The organism is Ancylobacter vacuolatus (assembly GCF_030813595.1).
Taxonomy (GTDB): domain Bacteria; phylum Pseudomonadota; class Alphaproteobacteria; order Rhizobiales; family Xanthobacteraceae; genus Ancylobacter; species Ancylobacter vacuolatus.
In genome coordinates this window covers 55909-75892 of the sequence record NZ_JAUSUH010000012.1, presented here as the reverse complement: position 1 = coordinate 75892, position 19984 = coordinate 55909, and the positions used below count along the sequence as shown (strand labels likewise).

General features: G+C 66.7%; 17 protein-coding genes and 1 tRNA gene. 13 read left to right on the top strand and 5 right to left on the bottom strand.

Annotated features, from left to right (window positions below):
• Window positions 1-10: 10 nt before the first annotated feature.
• Complete coding sequence (gene fabB, locus J2S76_RS20580; protein WP_307063594.1) at window positions 11-1231, bottom strand: beta-ketoacyl-ACP synthase I; 1221 nt, start codon at window positions 1229-1231, stop codon at window positions 11-13.
• Between the two features lie 99 nt (window positions 1232-1330).
• Entirely contained in the window at window positions 1331-1837 is a 507-nt protein-coding gene (fabA, locus tag J2S76_RS20575) for a 3-hydroxyacyl-[acyl-carrier-protein] dehydratase FabA (protein ID WP_018389284.1), read from the bottom strand.
• A 452-nt stretch (window positions 1838-2289) separates the two neighbouring features.
• Here fabA and irrA point away from each other — a divergent pair, with 452 nt between their 5' ends.
• A complete protein-coding gene (gene irrA, locus J2S76_RS20570) occupies window positions 2290-2814 on the top strand; it encodes an iron response transcriptional regulator IrrA (protein ID WP_307063592.1) in 525 nt (174 codons plus the stop codon).
• A 72-nt stretch (window positions 2815-2886) separates the two neighbouring features.
• Here the strand turns inward: irrA and J2S76_RS20565 are convergent, their stop codons facing one another.
• The gene (locus J2S76_RS20565) at window positions 2887-3729 is read right to left on the bottom strand and encodes a LysR family transcriptional regulator (protein ID WP_307063590.1); all 843 of its coding nucleotides are present in this window, start codon (window positions 3727-3729) and stop codon (window positions 2887-2889) included.
• 96 nt (window positions 3730-3825) lie between these two features.
• On the opposite strand from J2S76_RS20565, the gene J2S76_RS20560 reads away from it, so the two are divergent.
• Entirely contained in the window at window positions 3826-4230 is a 405-nt protein-coding gene (locus tag J2S76_RS20560) for a 4-oxalocrotonate tautomerase (RefSeq protein WP_307063589.1), read from the top strand.
• A gap of 3 nt (window positions 4231-4233) precedes the next feature.
• On the opposite strand, the gene J2S76_RS20555 is transcribed toward J2S76_RS20560, so the two are convergent.
• Window positions 4234-4683, bottom strand: coding sequence for an SH3 domain-containing protein (locus J2S76_RS20555; protein ID WP_018389280.1), 450 nt, complete (start codon window positions 4681-4683; stop codon window positions 4234-4236).
• Window positions 4684-5015: 332 nt separating this feature from the next.
• On the opposite strand from J2S76_RS20555, the gene J2S76_RS20550 reads away from it, so the two are divergent.
• On the top strand, window positions 5016-6017 hold the full coding sequence (locus J2S76_RS20550) for a 2-hydroxyacid dehydrogenase (RefSeq protein WP_307063586.1): 1002 nt from the start codon (window positions 5016-5018) through the stop codon (window positions 6015-6017).
• A 432-nt stretch (window positions 6018-6449) separates the two neighbouring features.
• On the opposite strand, the gene J2S76_RS20545 is transcribed toward J2S76_RS20550, so the two are convergent.
• On the bottom strand, window positions 6450-7253 hold the full coding sequence (locus tag J2S76_RS20545; protein ID WP_307063841.1) for a HesA/MoeB/ThiF family protein: 804 nt from the start codon (window positions 7251-7253) through the stop codon (window positions 6450-6452).
• Between the two features lie 138 nt (window positions 7254-7391).
• On the opposite strand from J2S76_RS20545, the gene J2S76_RS20540 reads away from it, so the two are divergent.
• The 10 genes from J2S76_RS20540 (at window position 7392) to J2S76_RS20490 (ending at window position 19940) form a co-directional block, all read left to right on the top strand.
• Window positions 7392-8615, top strand: a complete 1224-nt coding sequence (locus tag J2S76_RS20540) for a glycine hydroxymethyltransferase (RefSeq protein ID WP_307063585.1) — start codon at window positions 7392-7394, stop codon at window positions 8613-8615.
• Window positions 8616-8710: 95 nt separating this feature from the next.
• On the top strand, window positions 8711-10396 hold the full coding sequence (locus tag J2S76_RS20535) for an alpha-keto acid decarboxylase family protein (RefSeq protein ID WP_307063583.1): 1686 nt from the start codon (window positions 8711-8713) through the stop codon (window positions 10394-10396).
• A 142-nt stretch (window positions 10397-10538) separates the two neighbouring features.
• A tRNA-Arg gene (locus J2S76_RS20530) sits at window positions 10539-10615 on the top strand.
• 560 nt (window positions 10616-11175) lie between these two features.
• On the top strand, window positions 11176-11847 hold the full coding sequence (locus J2S76_RS20520) for a response regulator transcription factor (protein WP_307063581.1): 672 nt from the start codon (window positions 11176-11178) through the stop codon (window positions 11845-11847).
• 56 nt (window positions 11848-11903) lie between these two features.
• Window positions 11904-13199 carry a sensor histidine kinase gene (locus J2S76_RS20515; protein ID WP_307063579.1) on the top strand — a complete coding sequence of 432 codons (1296 nt, stop codon included), beginning with the start codon at window positions 11904-11906 and terminating at the stop codon, window positions 13197-13199.
• A 567-nt stretch (window positions 13200-13766) separates the two neighbouring features.
• A complete protein-coding gene (locus J2S76_RS20510) occupies window positions 13767-14921 on the top strand; it encodes a GNAT family N-acetyltransferase (protein WP_307063578.1) in 1155 nt (384 codons plus the stop codon).
• 30 nt (window positions 14922-14951) lie between these two features.
• Window positions 14952-16724, top strand: a complete 1773-nt coding sequence (locus tag J2S76_RS20505) for a cyclic peptide export ABC transporter (RefSeq protein WP_307063576.1) — start codon at window positions 14952-14954, stop codon at window positions 16722-16724.
• Window positions 16725-16941: 217 nt separating this feature from the next.
• A complete protein-coding gene (locus J2S76_RS20500) occupies window positions 16942-17601 on the top strand; it encodes an HAD-IB family phosphatase (protein ID WP_307063574.1) in 660 nt (219 codons plus the stop codon).
• Entirely contained in the window at window positions 17601-19013 is a 1413-nt protein-coding gene (locus J2S76_RS20495; protein ID WP_307063572.1) for an aspartate aminotransferase family protein, read from the top strand. The genes J2S76_RS20500 and J2S76_RS20495 overlap by 1 nt, the downstream gene beginning before the upstream one ends.
• A 3-nt stretch (window positions 19014-19016) precedes the next feature.
• Window positions 19017-19940 carry an arginase gene (locus tag J2S76_RS20490; protein WP_307063570.1) on the top strand — a complete coding sequence of 308 codons (924 nt, stop codon included), beginning with the start codon at window positions 19017-19019 and terminating at the stop codon, window positions 19938-19940.
• The last annotated feature ends 44 nt before the right edge of the window (window positions 19941-19984 follow it).

The following is a 19984-nucleotide window of genomic DNA, read 5'->3' as shown; positions in this document are numbered from 1 at the left end:
AGCGCGTCGATCAAGCTTCGGGGTGCTGGAAAACCAGCACCGCATTGGCCCCGCCGAAACCGAAGCCGTTGGAGAGCACCCGCTCCAGCCGCGCATTGTCGACGCGCTCGCGCACGATCGGCATGTCGGCAAAGGCGGGGTCGATCTCGTCGATATGGGCGCTGGCCGAGATGAAGCCGTTCTGCATCATCAGGATGGAGTAGATCGCCTCATGCACGCCGGTCGCGCCCTGCGAGTGGCCGGTGAGCGACTTGGTGGCCGAGATCGGCGGCGCCTTGTCGCCGAACACGGCGCGGATCGCCTCAATCTCCTTGAGATCGCCGATCGGGGTCGAGGTGGCGTGCGGGTTGATATAGTCGATGCCACCCTTCACGCCGGACAGGGCCAGCTTCATCGCGCGGGCCGCGCCCTCGCCGGAAGGGGCGACCATGTCGGCACCGTCCGAGGTGGCGCCATAGCCGATGATCTCGGCATAGACGCGCGCGCCGCGGGCCTTGGCGTGCTCCAGCTCTTCCAGCACCAGCACGCCGGCGCCGCCGGAGATGACGAAGCCGTCGCGGTTCTTATCATAGGGGCGCGAGGCGACGGCTGGGCGGTCGTTATAGTCGGACGACATGGCACCCATGGCGTCGAACAGGCAGGACAGCGTCCAGTCGAGATCCTCGCAGCCGCCAGCGAACATGATGTCCTGCTTGCCGTACTGGATCATCTCGGCGGCGTTGCCGATGCAGATATTGGTGGTCGCGCAGGCGGCGGAGATCGAATAGCTCAGCCCCTTGATCTTGAACCAGGTCGAGAGCGTGGCCGAGGCGGTGGAGCCCATCGCCTTGGGCACCGCGAACGGGCCAACGCGCTTGGGGCTGGAATTCTTGCGGGTGATGTCCGCCGCCTCGACGATGGTGCGGGTGGACGAGCCGCCCGAGCCCATGATGAGCCCGGTGCGCTCATGCGAGATTTCGTGCTCTTCCAGCCCGGCATCGCGGATCGCCTGGTCCATGGCGACATGGTTCCAGGCGGTGCCGCCGCCATGGAAGCGCATGGCGCGGCGATCGACCACCTCACTGGCGTCGAGCTGCGGCGCGCCCTGCACCTGGCTGCGGAAGCCAAGCTCGACATATTTCTCGGCCCGGCTGATGCCGCTCCGTCCCTCGCGCAGGGAGGCGAGTACCTCCTGCGTGGAGTTGCCGATGGACGAGACGATGCCCATTCCGGTTACGACAACACGGCGCATAGGCTTCCTTTCCTTCAAAGCACGCGAGGAATCTGGCACGCGAGGGGATCTAGGCACGCGAAATGGCCCTGCGGGCAGAGCCCCGCAAGGGCGCCGGGATCAGGACTGGAACAGGCCGACCTTCAGATCTCCCGCCCGGTAGATGACGTCTCCATCGGCTTCCACCCAGCCATCGGCGATGCCGAGAACCAGCTTGGAGCGCATGACGCGCTTGAAATCGATCCCGTACACGACCTTCTTGACGGTCGGCAGGACCTGGCCGGAAAACTTGATCTCGCCGGCACCGAGCGCACGCCCGCGGCCGGGAGAGCCGAGCCAGCCGAGATGAAAGCCGACAAGCTGCCAGAGCGCATCGAGGCCAAGGCAGCCGGGCATCACCGGATCGCCGATGAAGTGGCAGCCGAAGAACCAGAGGTCGGGCCGGATATCGAGCTCGGCGCGCACATGGCCCTTACCGTTCGGGCCACCATCCTCGGAAATCTCGGTGATGCGATCAAACATCAGCATGGGCGGCGCAGGAAGCTGCGCGTTTCCCGGTCCGAAAAGCTCTCCGCGCCCGCACGCGAGCAGTTCCTCGTAAGTGAAGCTCGTCTGCCGCTCGACCATCGTTTCGGTAATACCCACGCTTGCTGTTTCCATCGCCTTGAGCAGCCCGCGGCCGCCGGTTTTCGCGGCATGGGCATGGGCTGCTGCCGCCCCGGCCACCTGACGCAGCGCGCTTCCTATCACAGCGCCCCGCCCGCTCAAAGCCACAGCTCCCGCGCAGGGACATTCAAAATGTCACTCGCGTGACGGCAACCCGGCACCATCGCCCGAACAAAACGGCCGCCGCCGGTCTGAGGCGCCAGCGGCCTCGGGCGCCGCGCAGATTGGAACCATTACGATTATTCCGCACGATATTGCCCCGCCGCATAGCGTGCCGATATAATGACAGCTGAAAAAGGCACCGTGCGCGTGCTTGCCGCACAGTCGGGCGGCGCGCCGAGTGTCTGTTGTGCTGCGGATCGACCTTAACCCCTTCGGGGCGGGAAGGCGGTAATGATGGTTCGGAAGACGAGATGAGCGAAGGTTTTCGCCCCCAGAACTTAGCCTTCTCCCGCATGGTGGTGGAAGAAGACGGACCTGTGTTGCCCGTCGCCAAGCTGCGCGATGGCGCTGGCCGCACGGGCTGCCCGTTCCACGACGTGCGGCACATGCTGCGCGATGTTGGCCTGCGCCCCACCCGCCAGCGCCTCGCGCTCGGCTGGCTGCTTTTCGCCAAGGGCGACCGCCACGTCTCGGCGGAAATCCTGCACGAAGAAGCGATCAAGGCCCGTTTCCCGGTGTCGCTGGCCACCGTCTACAACACCTTGCACCAGTTCACCGAGGTCGGCCTGCTGCGCGAGCTGGCGGTTGACGGATCGAAGACCTATTTCGACACCAACCCGTCGGATCATCACCACTTCTTCCTCGAAGGCGAGAACAATCTCGTCGACATTCCCAGCGCTTCGGTCGAGGTCGAGCGCATTCCCGAGCCGCCGGAAGGCTATGAGGTTGCGCGGGTTGACGTGGTGGTCCGACTGCGCCCCAAGCGCCGCTCCTGATCGTCGTTCACCATCATAGAACCCGAAGGGCCGGTCGTTGACCGGCCCTTTTTCGTTGCCTGCGGCGATGGCCTAGGCCCGCAGGAAAGCCGCCAGTTCGCGCAGCGCCGTCTTGGCCGGCGCGTCGCCAGCGCGGGCAACCAGCATCACCGTGGCCACCGGGAGAGCCGGCAACTTCAACGCCGGGCCGACATCGACGCTGCCGGGGGGCGCGAGATGGGCGGCAAGCGGCGCCACGGCCAGTCCCGCCGCCACCGCCGCGCTGACCGAGGAGACGCTGCCGCCGGTGAAGGCCTCGTGCCAGGCGATGCCGGCCGAACCCAGCCCGCCGATGGCCGTGGCGCGAACCCCGCAGGGAGGCGCCAGCAAGGCCAGAGGCAGGGACTCACCACGCGCCTGCCAGTCTCCGGCGGCAAACCATCCATAGCGATCCTGCCGCAGGACCTCCCCGTCGCGCCGGCTGCCCTCGCGCCGCACCACGGCTGCGTCGAGTTCCCCCGCATCGAAGGCGTCGCAAAGCACCCGGGAGAACCCCATGCGAACGTCGAACACGATGCCGGGGCTGACCGCCGAGAGCCGCCGCAGCAGCGCTGGCAGCGTATCGCCGGTGGTGTGGTCGCTGATGCCGAGCCGCAGCCGGCGCACGGGCGCCGCATCCCACAGGCGAGCCTCGCGGTCGGAAGCGAGCAACCGGCGGGCGCGCTCCAGAAACAGGGCGCCGTCGGCGGTGAGGCGGACGAGGCGGGGGGTGCGCTCGAGGAGTGTGCGACCAAGCCGGGCCTCCAGCTTGCGCAGTTTGAGGCTCACCCCCGCCTGCGTGCCGCCCAGCGCTTCGGCAGCGCGGGTGAAGCTGGAGAGATCGGCCACATGCACGAAGGCGCGGACGAGTTCGAGATCGAGCGGGCGATCACTCATAACAAACCACTATCATTGTTAGTATCAATGATAGCGTTCTATCATTTTTCTGCAGGCGCTACGACTCCCTCCACACCACTCGAAGGGAGCCACGCCATGCCGATGATCCAGATTCGATTCGCCACGCCTTCTCCCGCCGCCGGGCGGGAGGCCGCCCTCGCCGCATGCGCCGCGCAGCTGGCGCGGCAATGGCTGGGCAAGGACCCCTCGGTCACCGCCGTTCTGGTCGAGCGGGCCGATCCGGCAAACTGGTTCTGCGCCGGGATAAGCTTGGCGGAACAAAGCCTTGCCGCCTTCTGGCTCGACATCCGCGTGACAGAGGGCACCAACACCAAGGATGAGAAGGCGGCCTTCATCGCCGCGATCTTCGCCGCCTTCGGCGACGTTCTCGGCCCGCTCCACGCGGAAAGCTATGTGCATGTGGTGGAGGCGCGGGGCGACGCCTATGGCTATGGCGGCCTCACCCAGGAGCGGCGCTACATCGCCGCCCGTCCGGTGTGACGCCTACTCCAGCTTTTCACCGGGATAGACGCCCCAGAGCCGCTCCTGCTCGATGAAGCCGTCGAAGCCATTGTCGAAGAAGCGGCACCATTTGCCGTCGCAATGCTCGACCTTGCCGAGCACGCCGGCCTCCAGCCGGGCGCGGACCGCCGAGCCGGTAGAGGGTTCCGAATAAAGGGATATTTCCTCGCCGGCCTTCCACGGATTGACCAGCGCGGTGCGCCGGCCCGACAGCATGGAGTGGTACACCCAGCCCTCGGCTCCATCAGCATCGCGGATCCGCCGCCAGGTCTCGAATTCGGCAGTGATTTCAACGGGAAGCCCGGCGCGGGTGAACACCCAGGCCACGCCATGATCGCGCGTCGGGCCGGAGCGGACATTCACCTTGTCGGCCTTGAGGCTGACAAAGCGCGGCACCGGCAGGCCGCTGGTGCGCCCCGCGGGGCCCGCCATATCGGCCGGCGCCGGCTCCTGCGCCATGGCCGGTGAGTGCAGTGTGGTGGACAGTGAGGCCAGTGACGCCAAACAGGCCAACAGAATATTCGTCCGCAGCTTCGTCCGGCCTCGAAGCTTTTTGTTGCGCATCGTCTCAATCACCCTTCGCCCATCGCGGCGACGCTGTCCGGCAGCGCGATCGTGAAAACACGCCTGCACTGCGAATCGGTGCATTTTTGTGTTTCCTGGACCTGTCTGCTAAGGAACGCCTCGCCCGGTTTTGGCGCGAGTGTGGGGCCCGTAGCGTTAACGGGAGCTTGATCGCCACGGTGAATCGTACGGGGAGCAACATGGCCCGCAGGAAGCCGCTGGTCGTCGTGACGCGAAAGCTGCCCGACAAGATCGAAACCCGCATGCGCGAGCTGTTCGACGCGCGGCTCAATGTCGATGATGTGCCGATGAGCCAGGCCGACCTCTGCGAGGCGATGGCCACCGCCGACGTACTGGTGCCCGCCATCTGCGACCGCATCGACACCAAGGTGATCGAGGCCGCCGGCCCGAATCTCAAGCTGATCGCCAATTTCGGCAATGGCGTCGACCATATCGACGTCACCGCCGCCACGGAACGCGGCATCACCATCACCAACACGCCCGGCGTCCTCACCGAGGACACCGCCGACATGACCATGGCGCTGATTCTCGCCGTGCCGCGCCGGCTCACCGAGGGCGCGGCGCTGATCACCAGCGATGACGGCGCCTGGCCCGGCTGGTCGCCGACCTGGATGCTCGGCCACCGCATCTGGGGCAAGCGGCTCGGCATCATCGGCATGGGCCGCATCGGCCAGGCGGTGGCGCGCCGCGCCCGCGCCTTCGGCCTGCAGATCCATTATCACAACCGCCATCCCCTCCCCGCCCAGATCGAGGAAGATCTTGAGGCGACCTATTGGGACAGCCTCGACCAGATGCTGGCGCGGATGGACATTCTCTCCATCAACTGCCCGCACACCCCGGCCACCTTCCACCTGCTCTCCGCCCGCCGGCTGAAGCTGGTGCGAAAGGACGCCTATATCGTCAACACCGCGCGCGGCGAGGTGATCGACGAGCACGCGCTGATCCGCATGATCGAGCATGGCGAGATCGCCGGCGCCGGCCTCGACGTGTTCGAGCGCGAGCCGGCGGTGAGCCCGAAGCTGCTCAAGCTCGCCCGCGCCGGCAAGGTGGTGCTGCTGCCGCATATGGGCTCGGCCACGGTCGAGGCCCGCGTCGACACCGGCGAAAAGGTGATCGTCAACATCAAGGCCTTCATGGACGGCCACCGCCCGCCCGACCGGGTGCTGCCGTCGATGCTCTGAGGCGGGCTGAGGCCCGGAGGCGTTCCCCGGACCAGCCGCGCCCCGCGCGGCGCCGATCCGGGGGCCATGCCTGAGGCCGCGCCTGCGTGCTTCGAGGCTCGCTACGCTCGCACCTCAGCATGACGTGGGCCTTTGTCCGGCCCACCGTCATCCCGGCGCAGCGCTCCGCCTGCGGCTCCGCTGGGCCGGAACACGAGGGTGGCGCGAGGATCGCCGGGCGGTGCCCGATCTACGCATCTGCGTGCTTCGAGGCGCGCTGCGCGCGCACCTCAGCATGACGGGGGCCCGGCGTCCGGCAGATCGTCCCCGGTGCGACGCTTCACTTGCGGCTCAGCGTAACGCAGCCTGCCTGGGATGCAGCGGCATCCTGAGGTGCCCGGGCAAAGCCCGGGCCTCGAAGGATGGACCTCAAAGTAGGACCCGCCCGGCGCTTCAGCGCATATGCTCCGACAGATCCTTGATCGTCGGGTTCTCGCCGGTGAGCGGGTTTTCCGGGTCCCAGCCATAGCTCAGCGTTTCGAAGCGCATGGTCAGGGTGTCGATCATCAGCAGCCGCCCGACCAGCCCCTCGCCGAAGCCGACGACGGCGCGCACCGCCTCCAGTGCCACCAGCGTGCCGGCGACACCGGCCACCGCGCCGAGAATGCCGGCCTCGGCGCAGCTCGGCACCGTGCCGGCCGGCGGCGGCTCCGGGAACAGGCAGCGATAGGTCGGGTTCGGCGTGCCGTCCGGGCCCTTTTCATGCGGGCGCAGCGTCGTCACCGTGGCGTCGAAGCGCCCGAGCGCGGCGGACACCAGCGGCCGGCCGGCCAGCGCGCAGGCGTCCGAGACGAGATAGCGTGTGGAAAAATTGTCCGAGCCGTCGATCACCACATCGGCCTCGCCCACCAGCGCCAGCGCATTTTCCGCCGTCAGCCGCGCCGTCAGCCCCTCAAATTCCACATGCGGGTTGAGCGCGGCGATGAAATCCCCCGCGCTCTCGGTCTTGCGCCGGCCGATGGCGGCGGTGGTGTGGATGATCTGCCGCTGCAGATTGGACAGTGACACCTCGTCATCGTCGATGACCGTGAGATGGCCGACGCCGGCGGCGGCGAGGTACATCAGCGCCGGCGCGCCGAGCCCGCCCGCGCCCACGACCAGCATCCGCGCCTTTTTCAGCTTCTGCTGGCCCGGCCCGCCGATCTCACTGAGCACGAGATGGCGGGCATAGCGCTCCACCTCCTCGGGGGAGAACAGCGGCGCGCGGCGGGGCGCTGGGGGGCTGGCGGGAGTGTCTGTCATGGCTGAGCTATATAACAACCCGCCGCCCGCCCGCCACACTCTGCGTGGCGAGGCCGCATTGGCCGCCGGCCGAATAGCGGTTATCTCCATGCCATGACTGGGGATCACGCAACGCTCTTCGCCGCCGCCGCGCGCCATGGCGACACGCTCGCCCGCCAGCGCCTCGTGCTCTATGCCGGCGCCAACCTGCCCTCGCCCGAGGTGATCGCCGCCTACGCCCCCGGCCTTGGTGCCATGCCCTCGATGGGGCCGAGCTTCGACAAGGAGCAGCCCGGCACGGAACTGGTCTCGGCGCTGGAGGTGGCGGTGCGGCAGGAGGCCTGCGCCCTCTTCCGCGCCGGCTGGGCCGAGCCGCGCCTGCCGAGCGCGACGCTGTGCAATCTCGCCGTGTTCCACGCCTTCGCCCGGCCGGGCGACCTCATGCTGGCGCCTGACAAGGCGCAGGGCGGGCATCTGAGCCAGCGGCGCGGCGGCACGCCTGATCTCGCCGGGCTCGTCTGCGACGAACTTCCTTTTGATGCCGCCGGCCTGTGCCTCGACGCGACAGGCGCCGCGCGGCTGGTGGAACAGCGCCGGCCGCGCCTCGTCATGCTCGGGCGCAGCGTGATGGTCGGAGCGGACGACATCGCGCCCGTCGTCGCGGCGGCGCGCGCGGTGGGGGCCACCACCGTGTTCGATGCCTCGCATGTCGCCGGGCTGATCGCCGGCGGCACCTATCCCAACCCGCTGGAGGCCGGCGTCGACGTGCTTGTCACCTCGACCTACAAGACCCTGCCGGGAATGCCGCACGGCCTCATCCTCGGCCGCGACCCGGCGCAGGGCGAGGCGCTGGCGCGGCTACTCGATGCGCGCTTCCTCGCCAATTCCAACGCCGCCCTGCTGCCGCCTCTGCTGCGCCTGCTCACCGACATGCGTGCCGGGGCGGCCGACTATGCCGGGCGCGTGGTGGCCAACACCGCCGCGCTGGCCAGCGCCTGCCGCCGGCGCGGCCTGCCGGTGATCGCCCCCGAGGCGGGCCATACGCACCAGATGCTGATCCCGATCGCGGCGGAGGCGGCGCCGCGCGCGCTGGTGGCGGCGCTGGCGGAGAGCGGCGTGATCCTCGGCCTCTGCCCCGACATCACCGGGCCGGGGGGAACGGCGCTGCGGGTCGGCACGCAGTTTCTGGCGACGCTGGGGCTCCGCGCCGCGGACATGGCAGCGGTGGCCGATATTCTCGCCGGCCTGCTGTCGGGCGAAGACGCTGTCCGCCTGCGCCCCGACGTGGCACCGGACCTCGCGGCGCGGATCACCACCCTGCTCGCCGGGCCGGCGTGAGGGCGCCACGCGCGCGGCGTTCATTCGCGATACCGGCGGGCCGGGGATGCTGCTAGGTTTCGCCCACCTTCCTCAAGGCAATGGCCGAGCGCAACATGACATACACCGTAGGTAGCTATCTTGCCGCCCGTCTCGCCCAGATCGGGCTGAAGCACCATTTCGCCGTCGCCGGCGACTTCAATCTGGCGCTGCTCGACCAATTGCTGACCAATGAGGAAACCGAGCAGGTCTATTGCTGCAACGAGCTCAATTGCGGCTATGCCGCCGAGGGCTATGCCCGGGCCAATGGCGCGGCGGCGGCCGTCGTCACCTTCAGCGTCGGCGGCCTGTCGATCATCAATGCCATTGCCGGCGCCAATGCGGAAAACCTGCCGGTCATCCTGATCTCCGGCGGGCCCAACACCAATGACCGCGCCACCGACCATCTGCTCCACCACACGATGGCGACGTCCGATCTCTCCTACCAGCACGACATCGCCGCCCGGATCACCTGCTGCGCCGTCACCATCATTTCGCCGGACAAGGCGCCGTACCAGATTGACAGCGCGATCCGCGCCGCGCTGCGCGAAAGCAAGCCGGCCTATATCGAGATCGCCTGCAACATTGCCGGCGCTTCCTGCGCGGCGCCCGGGCCGGTGAGCAGCCTTCTCGCCGGCGCGCCCAGCGATCCTGCGACGCTTGAAGCGGCGGTGAGCACGGCGGCGGACTTCATCAAGGGCCGCAAGAAGCCGCTAATCCTCATCGGCTCCAAGCTGCGCGCGGCCAAGGCCGAGGCCGCAGCGCTGGCGCTCGCGCAGGCGCTGGGCTGCCCGGTGGCGGTGATGGCGGCGGCCAAGAGCTTCTTCCCCGAGACGCACCCGCAATTCGCCGGGGTCTACTGGGGCGAGGTCTCCTCGCCGGGCACGCGCGAGATCGTCGACTGGTCGGATGGGCTGATCTGCATCGGCACGCTGTTCAACGACTATTCCACCGTCGGCTGGACCTCGAACCCGGCCGGGGCGAACGTGCTCACCCTCGACATCGACCATGTCAGCCTTGCCGGGCATGATTTCAGCGGCGTGCGGCTGGCCGAGGTGCTGGACGGCCTGGCGACGCGGGTGGAGGCCAACCCCACCGCCCTGAACGAGCTTCACCGTCTGCGCGCCGCGCCGGCCGTCGTGCCGGAGGCGCCGCCGGAGGCGAAGCTCTCGCGCACCGAGATGATGCGCCAGATCCAGGGACTGCTGACCGGCGACAGCACGGTGCTCGTCGAGACCGGCGATTCCTGGTTCAACGGCATGAACCTCGCTCTGCCCGAGGGCGCGCGCTTCGAGATCGAGATGCAGTGGGGCTCGATCGGCTGGGCAGTGCCGGCCACTTTCGGCTACGCGGTGGGCGCGCCCGGCCGGCAGGTGATCGCGATGATCGGCGACGGCTCGTTCCAGCTGACCGCGCAGGAAGTGGCGCAGATGATCCGGCGCAAGCTGCCGATCATCCTCTTCCTCATCAATAATCGCGGCTACACGATCGAGGTCGAGATCCATGACGGGCCGTATAACAACATCAAGAACTGGGACTATGCCGGGCTGATCAACGTCTTCAACGCCGAGGACGGGGAGGGGCTCGGCCTGCGCGCCGGCACGGGCGGCGAACTCGCCGAGGCGATCACCCGAGCGCTGGGCAATGCCAACGGGCCGACCCTGATCGAGTGCGCCCTCGACCGCGACGATTGCTCGCCCAACCTCATTTCCTGGGGACGCCGCGTCGCCACCGCCAATGCGCGCCCGCCGCAGCCGAAGTGACGCAGGCCGCGCCGGCACGGCCCTGAGGCGGCGCGTGCCGGCGCCGGTTCGCTGCGCTTCCGACGAAAGGCCGCTCGCACCCGGTTGCCGGGGGGCCATGGTTCGATTATGAAGACGCGGCACAGGCGCCTCGCGCGCCTCGGCACCCGTAGCTCAGCTGGATAGAGCGCTGCCCTCCGAAGGCAGAGGTCGCACGTTCGAATCGTGCCGGGTGCGCCATTTTCTAACGCAAAATCAGTGACTTATCAAGCTACCCTTTCGCGGCTGCACGCCTCTCGCCCTCTGCGAAAGCACCGCAGCGGCAGAATGCGGCGGGGGGCGGCGTGCGATCGCGTCGAGCGGGTCGCGCAGAGATTCGCGCATTGCGCGCTCGGCCGCCAAGCCGCCCCCACACCTTGTTGACGGTCTGCGTCGCCAGGGCCGCCTTGTCCTGGCGCAGGACGCGGCCGTCGTCACTGGCGACCATGTCAGCGGCGACCTGGATGGCGTCACTCGCCTGCTCCTGGAGCCGGTCTTCTTGAGGATAGGGGGCGCGAGCACGTTTCGGATATTGTATGGCCCGCGTGGAAGCAGGCCCTTGATCGCGCCATGGCCGGTGCAGGGGTTGTGAATGCCATGACGCTGGATCGCCACTCGACCATCGGCTATCTCAGCCCGGTCGCGTTCGAAAAAAGGTCGAATTGGCTTAACTGACCGACCACAACGCCGGCAGCAGGCCAGCGGTAATCCTCGCGCAACGATGTCGTGCGACTGGAGTCGGGATCTCGAAGGGGACGAGCTTGCGACTTTTGGTAATAGAGGATGATGACCAGCTGGGGCCGTGGCTGCGGGAAACGCTGGAAGACGCCTTAGGCGGCGCCGACCTTGTGACGTCGCTGGACGAAGCCAAGGCCGCTCTTGCCGTGCGCGAATTCGACCTCGTGGTGATGGACAGGCGCCTGCCGGATGGAGATGCCATCAACCTGATCGGTCACCTGCGGCACCTGCAGCCGCGCCCCAGCATTCTCGTGCTCACGGCCCTGGACGATCCCGGCGATATCGCCAAGGCCCTGGATGCCGGCGCCGATGATTACCTCTGCAAGCCGTTCGAGCCCATTGAACTTGTGGCCCGCGCGAGGGCCGTGGTGCGACGGCTGCATCTGGACCAGACGGGCAGCATCACAGTCGCCAATCTGCGGTTCGACACCTTCTCGCGAACCACCTTCGTGGACAATGCTCCCCTCATCCTGCCCCGCCGCGAACTGGCGCTGCTGGAGGCCCTGGTTCGGCGGGTGGGTCAGGTGACGCTTCGGGAAACCCTGGAAAACGCCACCTATGGTTTCGACGACGAAATCCAGTCCAACGCCATCGATGCCCATCTCTCCCGGCTGCGCAAGCGGTTGCGGGAGCATCACTGTCTTGCCATCATCCGCCCTCTGCGCGGCCTGGGCTACATCCTCTCCGAGGCCTGATGCACCGAATCCGGGGATCCATCGCACTTTCCGCCTCCGTGCTCATCGGAGTGGCCATGACGGCCGTCCTGCTGTGCGCCTGGATCGTGATGGGGGTGTTGTATGGAGATGATGGCGGCTACGCCCAGTTTGATGCGGCCATCGCTATTCGCACGGCCATCCAGCCCGATGGTAACGGGAGCTTCAAGCTCGAGCGGACGCCGGAGCTGGAGAGCTACAAGGCCCAGTTCCCCACGCTCTGGTTCCTTCTGACCGACGGCCACACGACGATCTCCTACGGCGCCGTCCCCGGCTGGGTCAGCGCCGGAGCGACGGTGTGGGACACCCCCCAGGCCATGTCGGGCTATGTGGTCCATGGCTCTGACATGACCCTCGAACGGCTTGTTGCGGGCGATAGTGACACGGATCCCACGATCCGCATCGAGGTCGGCGGCGTCGCCTATACGTCGAGCCAGTTGACGCGCGCCATCCTTGCGGATCTCGACATGACCACGATCCCGCTGCTGATCGTGCTCCTGGCGACGATCCTGCTGACGGTCCTCGTGGTACCCGTAATGATCGCCCGGCCGGTGCGCCGGGCGGCACGGGCAGCGGAACTGATTGATGGATCGCGCGAGGGCGTCCGCCTGCCCGAAACCGGGCCACCGGCGGAATTGCGGCCGCTGGTGAGCGCCTTCAATCGAGCCCTCGATCGCATCGACATGGCGACCGCCGAGCAGCGGCGCTTTCTGTCACACGCCGCGCACGAACTGCGCACCCCGCTGGCACGGGTGCGCACGCGTCTGGAGCGGGTGGAGGACGGTCAATTGCGGGCCGAACTGGTGGCCGACGTGCAGGACCTCTCCGCCACCGTCACCATGCTGCTGCAACTGGCCCGCCTTGCGGCGGAGCCCACAGCCCTTGGCCGGCTCGACCTGGTGGGCGTGGGCTTGCGCGCCCTCGCGCAGGATGCGCCCATGGCCATCGCTGCCGGCCTGGAAGTCGAGTTCCGCAATGAGAAGGGGCCCATCCCCATCGTCGGCTCGGCGCAGGCCATCGGCATCGCCCTGTCGAACCTCATCCGCAACGCCGTGCAGCACGGTGCCAAGGGCGGGCGCATCATCGTCGAAGTGCAGCGACCGGGGCGCATTGCGGTGATCGATGAAGGCGAAGGCATCGCCTGCGCCGTCGGCGGGGCGGAGGCGCTAACCTCCATCGCCCGCGCGAAGAACAGCGGAACCGGGCTCGGCCTGACCATCGTGGCGCAGGTGGCGGCGCTGCATAAGGCGAAAGTGTCCATCGAGGAGACCCCCGGCGGCGGAACCACCGTGGCCCTGATCTTTCCCCCCGCCCGCGAAGGCATGGAAGGATAGCCGCCCTCGCCTTTCGCAGGAAGTCAGCGCTTTCCGCCGGCAGGCGTAATGCCGTTGTAATCCAGCCCCCTATTCTGGGCCGTGAAGTTCACATTCCGAGTCCGGTCCCGACATGAACGTCCACAGCCGCATATTTGGGTCGATCCCGACAGCTGCCGCTCTTCTGAGCGCCCCGGCTGTGCAGGCCGGCCCGCAACCCGACCCGCTGCTGTCTGGCTTCGTTGTCGGTGTCGCCGTAGATACCCGGGCGACAACGGCGCCGGAACCTCCCCCATCCTATGCGTCCCCCGGCGGGGCCTGGCATGCGCAGCCGGACCATGGCGACCACGACGCGGACGTGTCCGACGAGTAGAACCCGTTTTCGCCGCCTGATGGCTGCGGCTTCAAGGCTTTCGTTTTCCGCATCAGATGGCGGGCGGCATTGCGGGTGCCTTTCCATCATCGGGGCGCCTCTTGCGGCGCCGCGTCCGTGCGCCGCCGGCCCCCCTCAGCCTTGGGCGGCATCGGCACGTTGTCACACGGTGCCGCTCACGCCGACTTTCTCAAGACAGCTTCAGGAACGAGCCCATGCATTCGGCAGTTTCCGCGTTCAGCAGCATTCCCGCGCCAGTCTGGGATGGCTTCTTTCCGGGCGAGGTGGAAGGCCTGCGCTATTATCAGGCCTGCGAGGCCGCCAGGCCGTCGCATGCCCACACGCAGGCACTCATGGTGAAGACAGCGCACGGTGCGGATGCCGTGGCTCCCATGTTCCGCATGGACTACGCGCTTCATACCTCCATCCAGGAGGGCCGCCTGGGCGACGCGTTGCGCTGGATCGATCAAAGATTCCCGCGCGCTTTGAAGCTGCCGCTGCTCGGGCTCGGCTCCCCCTTTGCCGAGCGCTGCCATTTCGGCTTCGCGCCGCTATCGAGCCCCACCGCCCGCCAGGAGGCGGCAGGCCGCATGCTCGATCTTCTGGAGCAGCAGGCCGCCCTCTCCGGCATCGGGCTCACGGTCGTGAAGGATGTGCATGACGCCGATCTGCCGGTGCTGGCGCCTGTGCTGCGGAACCGCGGCTATACGCGCCTGTCCAGCCTGCCGATCGCCGTCCTTCATCTGCCCTATGCAACGCTCGACGCGTATCTGAACTCCCTGTCCGGCGCGACACGCAAGGACATGCGCCGCAAGCTGCGTGCGGCAGAGGCCGTCGAGATCGAAATTCGCACCGACGTCTCGGACATTCAGGACGAGCTTTACGCGCTCTATGAAGAGACGCGGCAGACCAGTTCGTCCGACTATGGCGATTTCGAGCGGCTGCCGCGCAGCTACTTCCACCAGGTGGTCTCGGCCCTTTCGCCACAGGCCTTCTGCGTGCTTTACCGGGTCGAGGGGGTGCTGGCGGCATTCAACCTGCTGATGGTCGAGGACGACCGCGTGATCGATAAGTTCCTCGGCATGCGCTATCCGCTGGCACGCACCCACAATCTCTACTTCGTCAGCTGGATGCAGAATGTCCGCTACTGCATCAACAGCGGGAAGACCCGCCTCCAGACCGGTCAGGGCACCTTCGCCAACAAGCTCCGGCTGGGCAGCAGTCTTGAGCCCATGCACAATTACTTCCGTCACCGCAATCCCGTGCTGAACGGCGCACTGAAGCTGGCCTCGAAATTCTTCGGCTTCGAGGAGATGGATCCCGGCCTGCGGGCCGCGCGCAAGCGGGAGGACGAGCTCTCGTCTTTGTGAGGCGGGAAAGGGCGTGCCGCTGCAGCTGTAATGCAGCGGCAACGCCCCCTTGCTGAATGGACCCGAAACCATGGCGGTGAGCATCCGCCCGCTTCGGGAACCAAGATCATGACTTTGTCCATCTCGCGGGCGCCGCACCCCACCCGGCACCTGCTCCTGCTCGAGATCCTGCAACTGCTCCGCCCGTTCTGGAAGGCGATCCTCGGCGCCACAGTGGCGGGGGCGGTCGGCGGCAGCGCCATGGCGTGGCTGCTGTCGATCATCAACACCTCGCTCTCCAGCTCGGTCTCGGTCGCCGGCCTGGTTGGGTTCGGCCTGCTTGCGGTCTTGAGCCTTGCCGGGCAGGCCCTCGCGGGCGTCGGCAACAGCATGATCGGCCAGAAGATCGTCGCCCGGCTGCGCCAGCAGATCTGCCGGCGCATCCTCAGCGCGCCGCTGGCGACCGTCGAGAATGCCAAGGCCCACCGCCTCCTGGCGGTGCTGAACAACGATGTCGAGAAGGTCGCCGAGTTCGCGCACCATTTCGCGGGCTATGCCACCGCCCTGACGGTCGTGCTGGGATGCCTCGCCTACCTGTTCCTGCTTTCCCCGGCGGTGCTGGCATTCGCCCTCGGGCTGGTGGCGCTCGGAGCGTGGCTCAATCATGTGGCCATGAGCGTGTGGGTCGTGCGGTTCGAGGAGGCGCGCAAGCTGGAGGATACGCTCCAGAAGCATTATCGCAGCATTATCGAGGGCGCCAAGGAACTGCGCCTCAACCGAACGCGCCGCCGGTTGCTGGAACTGCAAAAAATCATCCCGCTCACCGAGCGCATCGCCGGGCTTAACAGTCGGGCATTTGCCATCTTCTGGGCTGCCGACACGCTGAGCATCGCCCTGCTGCTGGGCATGATCGGCGCCATCCTCGCCGCGCGGCCCTATCTCGGGATCGGCAATGATGCCATCACCGGTTTCATCATCGTGATGCTGTTCGCCAAGGGGCCGGTGGAAGAACTCGCCGGCGCCCTCCCGGTGTTCAGCCAGGCGCAGGTCGCTTTCAAGCGCATCAGCGCCCTGTCCATTGAGTTTCGCACCGCCGCGCCGCGCGAGGAGGCCTGCTCCGCTCAGGCGCCGATCTTCCTGCGCGACATCGCGCTCAGGGGCATTCACCACAGCCGCTTTCCCGGCGAACCGACGGGATTTGCGCTGGATATTCCCAGCCTCACCATCGCGCGGGGAGAGGTCGTGTTCATCGTCGGCGGCAATGGCAGCGGCAAGACCACGCTGATCAAGCTGCTGCTTGGGCTCTACGAGCCCGCCTCCGGCACTGTGCTCCTCGATGGACGGTCGGTGACAGCGGAGGGGCTCGAAGCGTATCGCCAGCTCTTTTCAGCGGTTTTCGCCGAATACCATTTGTTCGAAGACATCGTGGCGGCTCCCGGCGCACTGGAGCGCGCGACCGCCTGGCTGCACCGGCTGGATCTTGCCCATCTGGTGGATCTGGAGGCTGGCCGCTTCTCCACGGTCGATCTCTCGACCGGCCAGCGAAAGCGGCTGGCGCTGCTCCACGCCATACTGGAGGACCGGGACATTCTCGTGTTCGACGAATGGGCCGCGGATCAGGATCCGGGGTACCGAAATCTGTTCTACACCACCATCCTGCCGGAGCTGCGGGGCGCGGGCCGCACCGTGATCGTCGTCTCCCATGATGATCGCTACTTCGACACGGCGGATCGCGTGGTGCACATGGAACACGGGCGCATCGCCACCATCGTCCCCGGCCACCAAGTGCGCGTGGCTGAACCCCGGCACCTCTTTGTGCCGTGATGCTCGCTTCTTCCCAGATCGCGAACGGGTCACAGAAGACTTCTACTTTATATTTTTCAAAATTGCGCCAAATAGGCGCCAAACATGCGCCATTATTTGAATAATGTCGCAATGAATAGTCTAAATTACTTCGGTGTAATGTAGCCGTAATGTCGGATTGCGAGATAGTGCGTGTCGCAAAACTTGGCGACTTCACGTGCAATCAGAATCAAATGCAATGACTGATCGGCTCAATATCCTTCTGGACTTCGATGGGACCATTTCACGGCACGACACGACGGACCTGATACTTTCGGCGTTTGCGGATCCCCAATGGCATGACATCGAACGGGAATGGGTGACCGGGCGCATCGGCTCGCGTGCCTGCATGAGCCAACAGGTGGCGCTCATGCAGGCCTCGCCCGCCGCGCTCGACCGGCTGGTTGATGGCATCGAAGTGGATGCGCACCTGCCGCAGCTTGTTGACGTCTGCCGGGACAAAGGCGTCGCGCTGACCATCGTGTCCGACGGCTTTGACCGGGTCATCGCCCGGGTTCTCGACCGCTTCGGGCTGCGTGTGCGGGTGGTCGCCAATCGGCTTGTCGGTCTGCCGCAAGGACGGTGGGGCCTCGAGTTTCCCCATGCCGCGCCGTATTGCGAGGCGGGGACCTGCAAGTGCCTCTCAGCCTCTGCACGGTCCGGCTCCACCATTCTCGTCGGCGATGGACGCTCCGACTTCTGCGTCGCCGAAGCCGCCAGCGTGGTGTTCGCCAAGGCCAAGCTGGCGGAGCACTGCCGCCTCAACGGCATTCCTTTCCTGCCGCTTCCGCACCTCGGCGCCGTCGCGCACTGGCTGGCGGATGCGACTCTCCCCCTCACTACGCAAGGAACCTTGTGATGACACCTGCCACCGCCCATCTGGCGCGCCCTGTCCATGAAGAAGCCAGCGAAGAGGCGCGGCTTCTTGCGCTGGAGGCCCGTTATTGCTCCCATGGTGATACGGTTCACTACACGGCTCCGAAGATCTTCGACCGCTGCGAAGGCTCCTATCTCTATGATGCCGAGGGCTTGCCTTATCTGGACCTTCAGATGTGGTACTCGGCGGTCAATTTCGGCTATGGCAATCCGCGGCTCAATACGGCCCTGACCCGTCAGCTCAACCGCCTGCCCCAGGTGGCCAGCCAATATCTGCATGCGGAAAAGATCGAGCTTGCCGCGCTCATCGCGCAACGTGCCGAGAAGACCTGGGGCGCCTCCGGGCGGGTGCATTTCAATGTGGGCGGCTCGCAGGCCGTGGAAGACGCCCTGAAGCTCGTGCGTAACGCCAAGCGCGGCAAGGGCACCATGTTCGCCTTCGAGGGCGGCTATCATGGCCGCACCCTTGGCGCCTCCGCGATCACCTCATCCTATCGCTATCGCCGCCGCTACGGTCATTTCGACCGGGCCCTGTTCGTGCCCTTTCCCTATCATTTCCGGGGTCCGAAGGGCATGGACAAGGAGGAGTACGGGGCGCATTGCGTGCAGCAGTTCGCGCGCCTGTTCGAGAGTGAATATAATGGCGTATGGGACCCCAAGGCCGGCGAGGCCGAATGCGCGGCCTTCTTCGTCGAGGCGATCCAGGGCACGGGCGGCTATGTCATTCCGCCGAAGAACTTCTTCATTGAACTGAAGAAGGTTCTGGATCGATACGGCATTCTGCTGGTCGTGGACGAGATCCAGATGGGCGTCTACCGCACCGGGAAGCTGTGGTCGATCGAACACTTTGGCGTCACGCCGGATGTCCTGGTGTTCGGCAAGGCCATCACCAATGGCCTCAATCCGCTTTCGGGCATCTGGGCCCGGGATGAACTGATCAATCCCACCGTCTTCCCGCCGGGCTCCACCCATTCCACATTCGCCTCCAATCCCCTCGGCACGGCCGTGGCGCTGGAAACCCTGCGCATGGTGGAGGAAGCGGACTTCGGTGCGCAGGTCGCCGCGAAGGGCGCCTATTTCCTCGCCGGCCTTGAGGAACTGAAGCGCCGTCACGCGGTGATCGGCGATGTGGACGGCCTGGGTCTCGCCCTCCGCATGGAGATCTGCGAAGCCGATGGCTACACGCCCAACAAGGCGCTGGTGGACCGCATGGTGGAGGTCGCGCTGGCGGGGGATCTGGTGGTCGGCGGCAAGCGCCAGGGCCTCGTGCTCGATATTGGCGGCTACCACAAGAATGTCCTCACCCTGGCGCCCTCGCTTCTCATCACGCGGGAGGAGATCGACCTCGCTATCAAACTGCTGGACGCGCTGCTCATTCGCGTGACCCGAGACTGAATCATGCGGCTGTGCGTCCTCGATCTCGACGGCTCCGTGGCCGCGCAGCCGCCCCTTCTCGCGCGCGTCGCCGCCGGCATGGCGTGCCACGCGGACCTGCGCGATCTCGCGCCACGCCTGCGCCTCGCCGCGTCCCGTTCCGCCATCCGGGCCTTCTTGGAGCGGCTGGAGCAGGTAATGGACAGCGGCCCCGGGCCGGAGGTGATATTCTATGGCTCCGGCGATTTTCATCATCTGACGGCAGCCTTCCTGCTGCGACGGAAAATGCCGGTAACCGTCATCCATTTGGACAATCACCCGGACTGGGTGACCTTCCCGGCCACCTTCAACTGCGGGGCCTGGGTGAACCGGGCGCTCGAAAACGCCAACGTCGCCAAGGTCATCACCATAGGTCCGTGCAGCGATGACCTCGCATGGCCGCAATTGAAGGGCGCCAATCTCGCCGCCATCGCCGCACGCCGGCTGGAGGTGTACCCGTGGCGCCATCCGCCGTCCCGGCTGGTGCCGGCGCTGCCGCGCCCGAAGGGGCTACCGGCTGTGGGGCATCGTCTGCACTGGCACACGGTTGGTGGCGCCGCCTGGACCGGCTTCGTGGCCGACCTCAGCCGCCGCATTCCCACCCGCGACGTCTGGATCACCATCGACAAGGACGTGTTCGCTCCCGACGAGGTGGTGACAAACTGGGACCAGGGCGAGATGCGCCTCGCGCATGCCATGGCCCTTGTGCGGGAGGTGGCCGAGAGACACGCCATCATTGGCGTTGATGTATGCGGCGACTACTCGCCGCCACGGCTCGGCGATCCCTGGCGGCGGGTGCTGGCGTTCCTCGACCGCTCCTGCCGCCCGCTCGTGACCCAGCCCCATGAGGCGCTGAACGCTGATGCCAATGCCCAGCTGCTGCGCCTGTTCGACGACGTGCTCGCCTGAGCGCTCTCCTGTTGCACGCCTCCGCCTTTCCCTCGCGCCTACAG

What these genes read in the sequence shown, in the direction of transcription:
- irrA (WP_307063592.1), top strand. Translation starts at nt 2,290, where the DNA reads ATGAGCGAAGGTTTTCGCCCCCAGAACTTAGCCTTCTCCCGCATGGTG.
- J2S76_RS20535 (WP_307063583.1), top strand. Translation starts at nt 8,711, where the DNA reads ATGACATACACCGTAGGTAGCTATCTTGCCGCCCGTCTCGCCCAGATC.
- J2S76_RS20550 (WP_307063586.1), top strand. Translation starts at nt 5,016, where the DNA reads ATGGCCCGCAGGAAGCCGCTGGTCGTCGTGACGCGAAAGCTGCCCGAC.
- J2S76_RS20540 (WP_307063585.1), top strand. Translation starts at nt 7,392, where the DNA reads ATGACTGGGGATCACGCAACGCTCTTCGCCGCCGCCGCGCGCCATGGC.
- J2S76_RS20565 (WP_307063590.1), bottom strand. Translation starts at nt 3,729, where the DNA reads ATGAGTGATCGCCCGCTCGATCTCGAACTCGTCCGCGCCTTCGTGCAT.
- J2S76_RS20500 (WP_307063574.1), top strand. Translation starts at nt 16,942, where the DNA reads ATGACTGATCGGCTCAATATCCTTCTGGACTTCGATGGGACCATTTCA.
- J2S76_RS20555 (WP_018389280.1), bottom strand. Translation starts at nt 4,683, where the DNA reads ATGGCGGGCCCCGCGGGGCGCACCAGCGGCCTGCCGGTGCCGCGCTTT.
- J2S76_RS20515 (WP_307063579.1), top strand. Translation starts at nt 11,904, where the DNA reads ATGACGGCCGTCCTGCTGTGCGCCTGGATCGTGATGGGGGTGTTGTAT.
- fabA (WP_018389284.1), bottom strand. Translation starts at nt 1,837, where the DNA reads ATGGTCGAGCGGCAGACGAGCTTCACTTACGAGGAACTGCTCGCGTGC.
- J2S76_RS20560 (WP_307063589.1), top strand. Translation starts at nt 3,826, where the DNA reads ATGCCGATGATCCAGATTCGATTCGCCACGCCTTCTCCCGCCGCCGGG.
- fabB (WP_307063594.1), bottom strand. Translation starts at nt 1,231, where the DNA reads ATGCGCCGTGTTGTCGTAACCGGAATGGGCATCGTCTCGTCCATCGGC.
- J2S76_RS20510 (WP_307063578.1), top strand. Translation starts at nt 13,767, where the DNA reads ATGCATTCGGCAGTTTCCGCGTTCAGCAGCATTCCCGCGCCAGTCTGG.
- J2S76_RS20505 (WP_307063576.1), top strand. Translation starts at nt 14,952, where the DNA reads ATGCAGCGGCAACGCCCCCTTGCTGAATGGACCCGAAACCATGGCGGT.
- J2S76_RS20490 (WP_307063570.1), top strand. Translation starts at nt 19,017, where the DNA reads ATGCGGCTGTGCGTCCTCGATCTCGACGGCTCCGTGGCCGCGCAGCCG.
- J2S76_RS20495 (WP_307063572.1), top strand. Translation starts at nt 17,601, where the DNA reads ATGACACCTGCCACCGCCCATCTGGCGCGCCCTGTCCATGAAGAAGCC.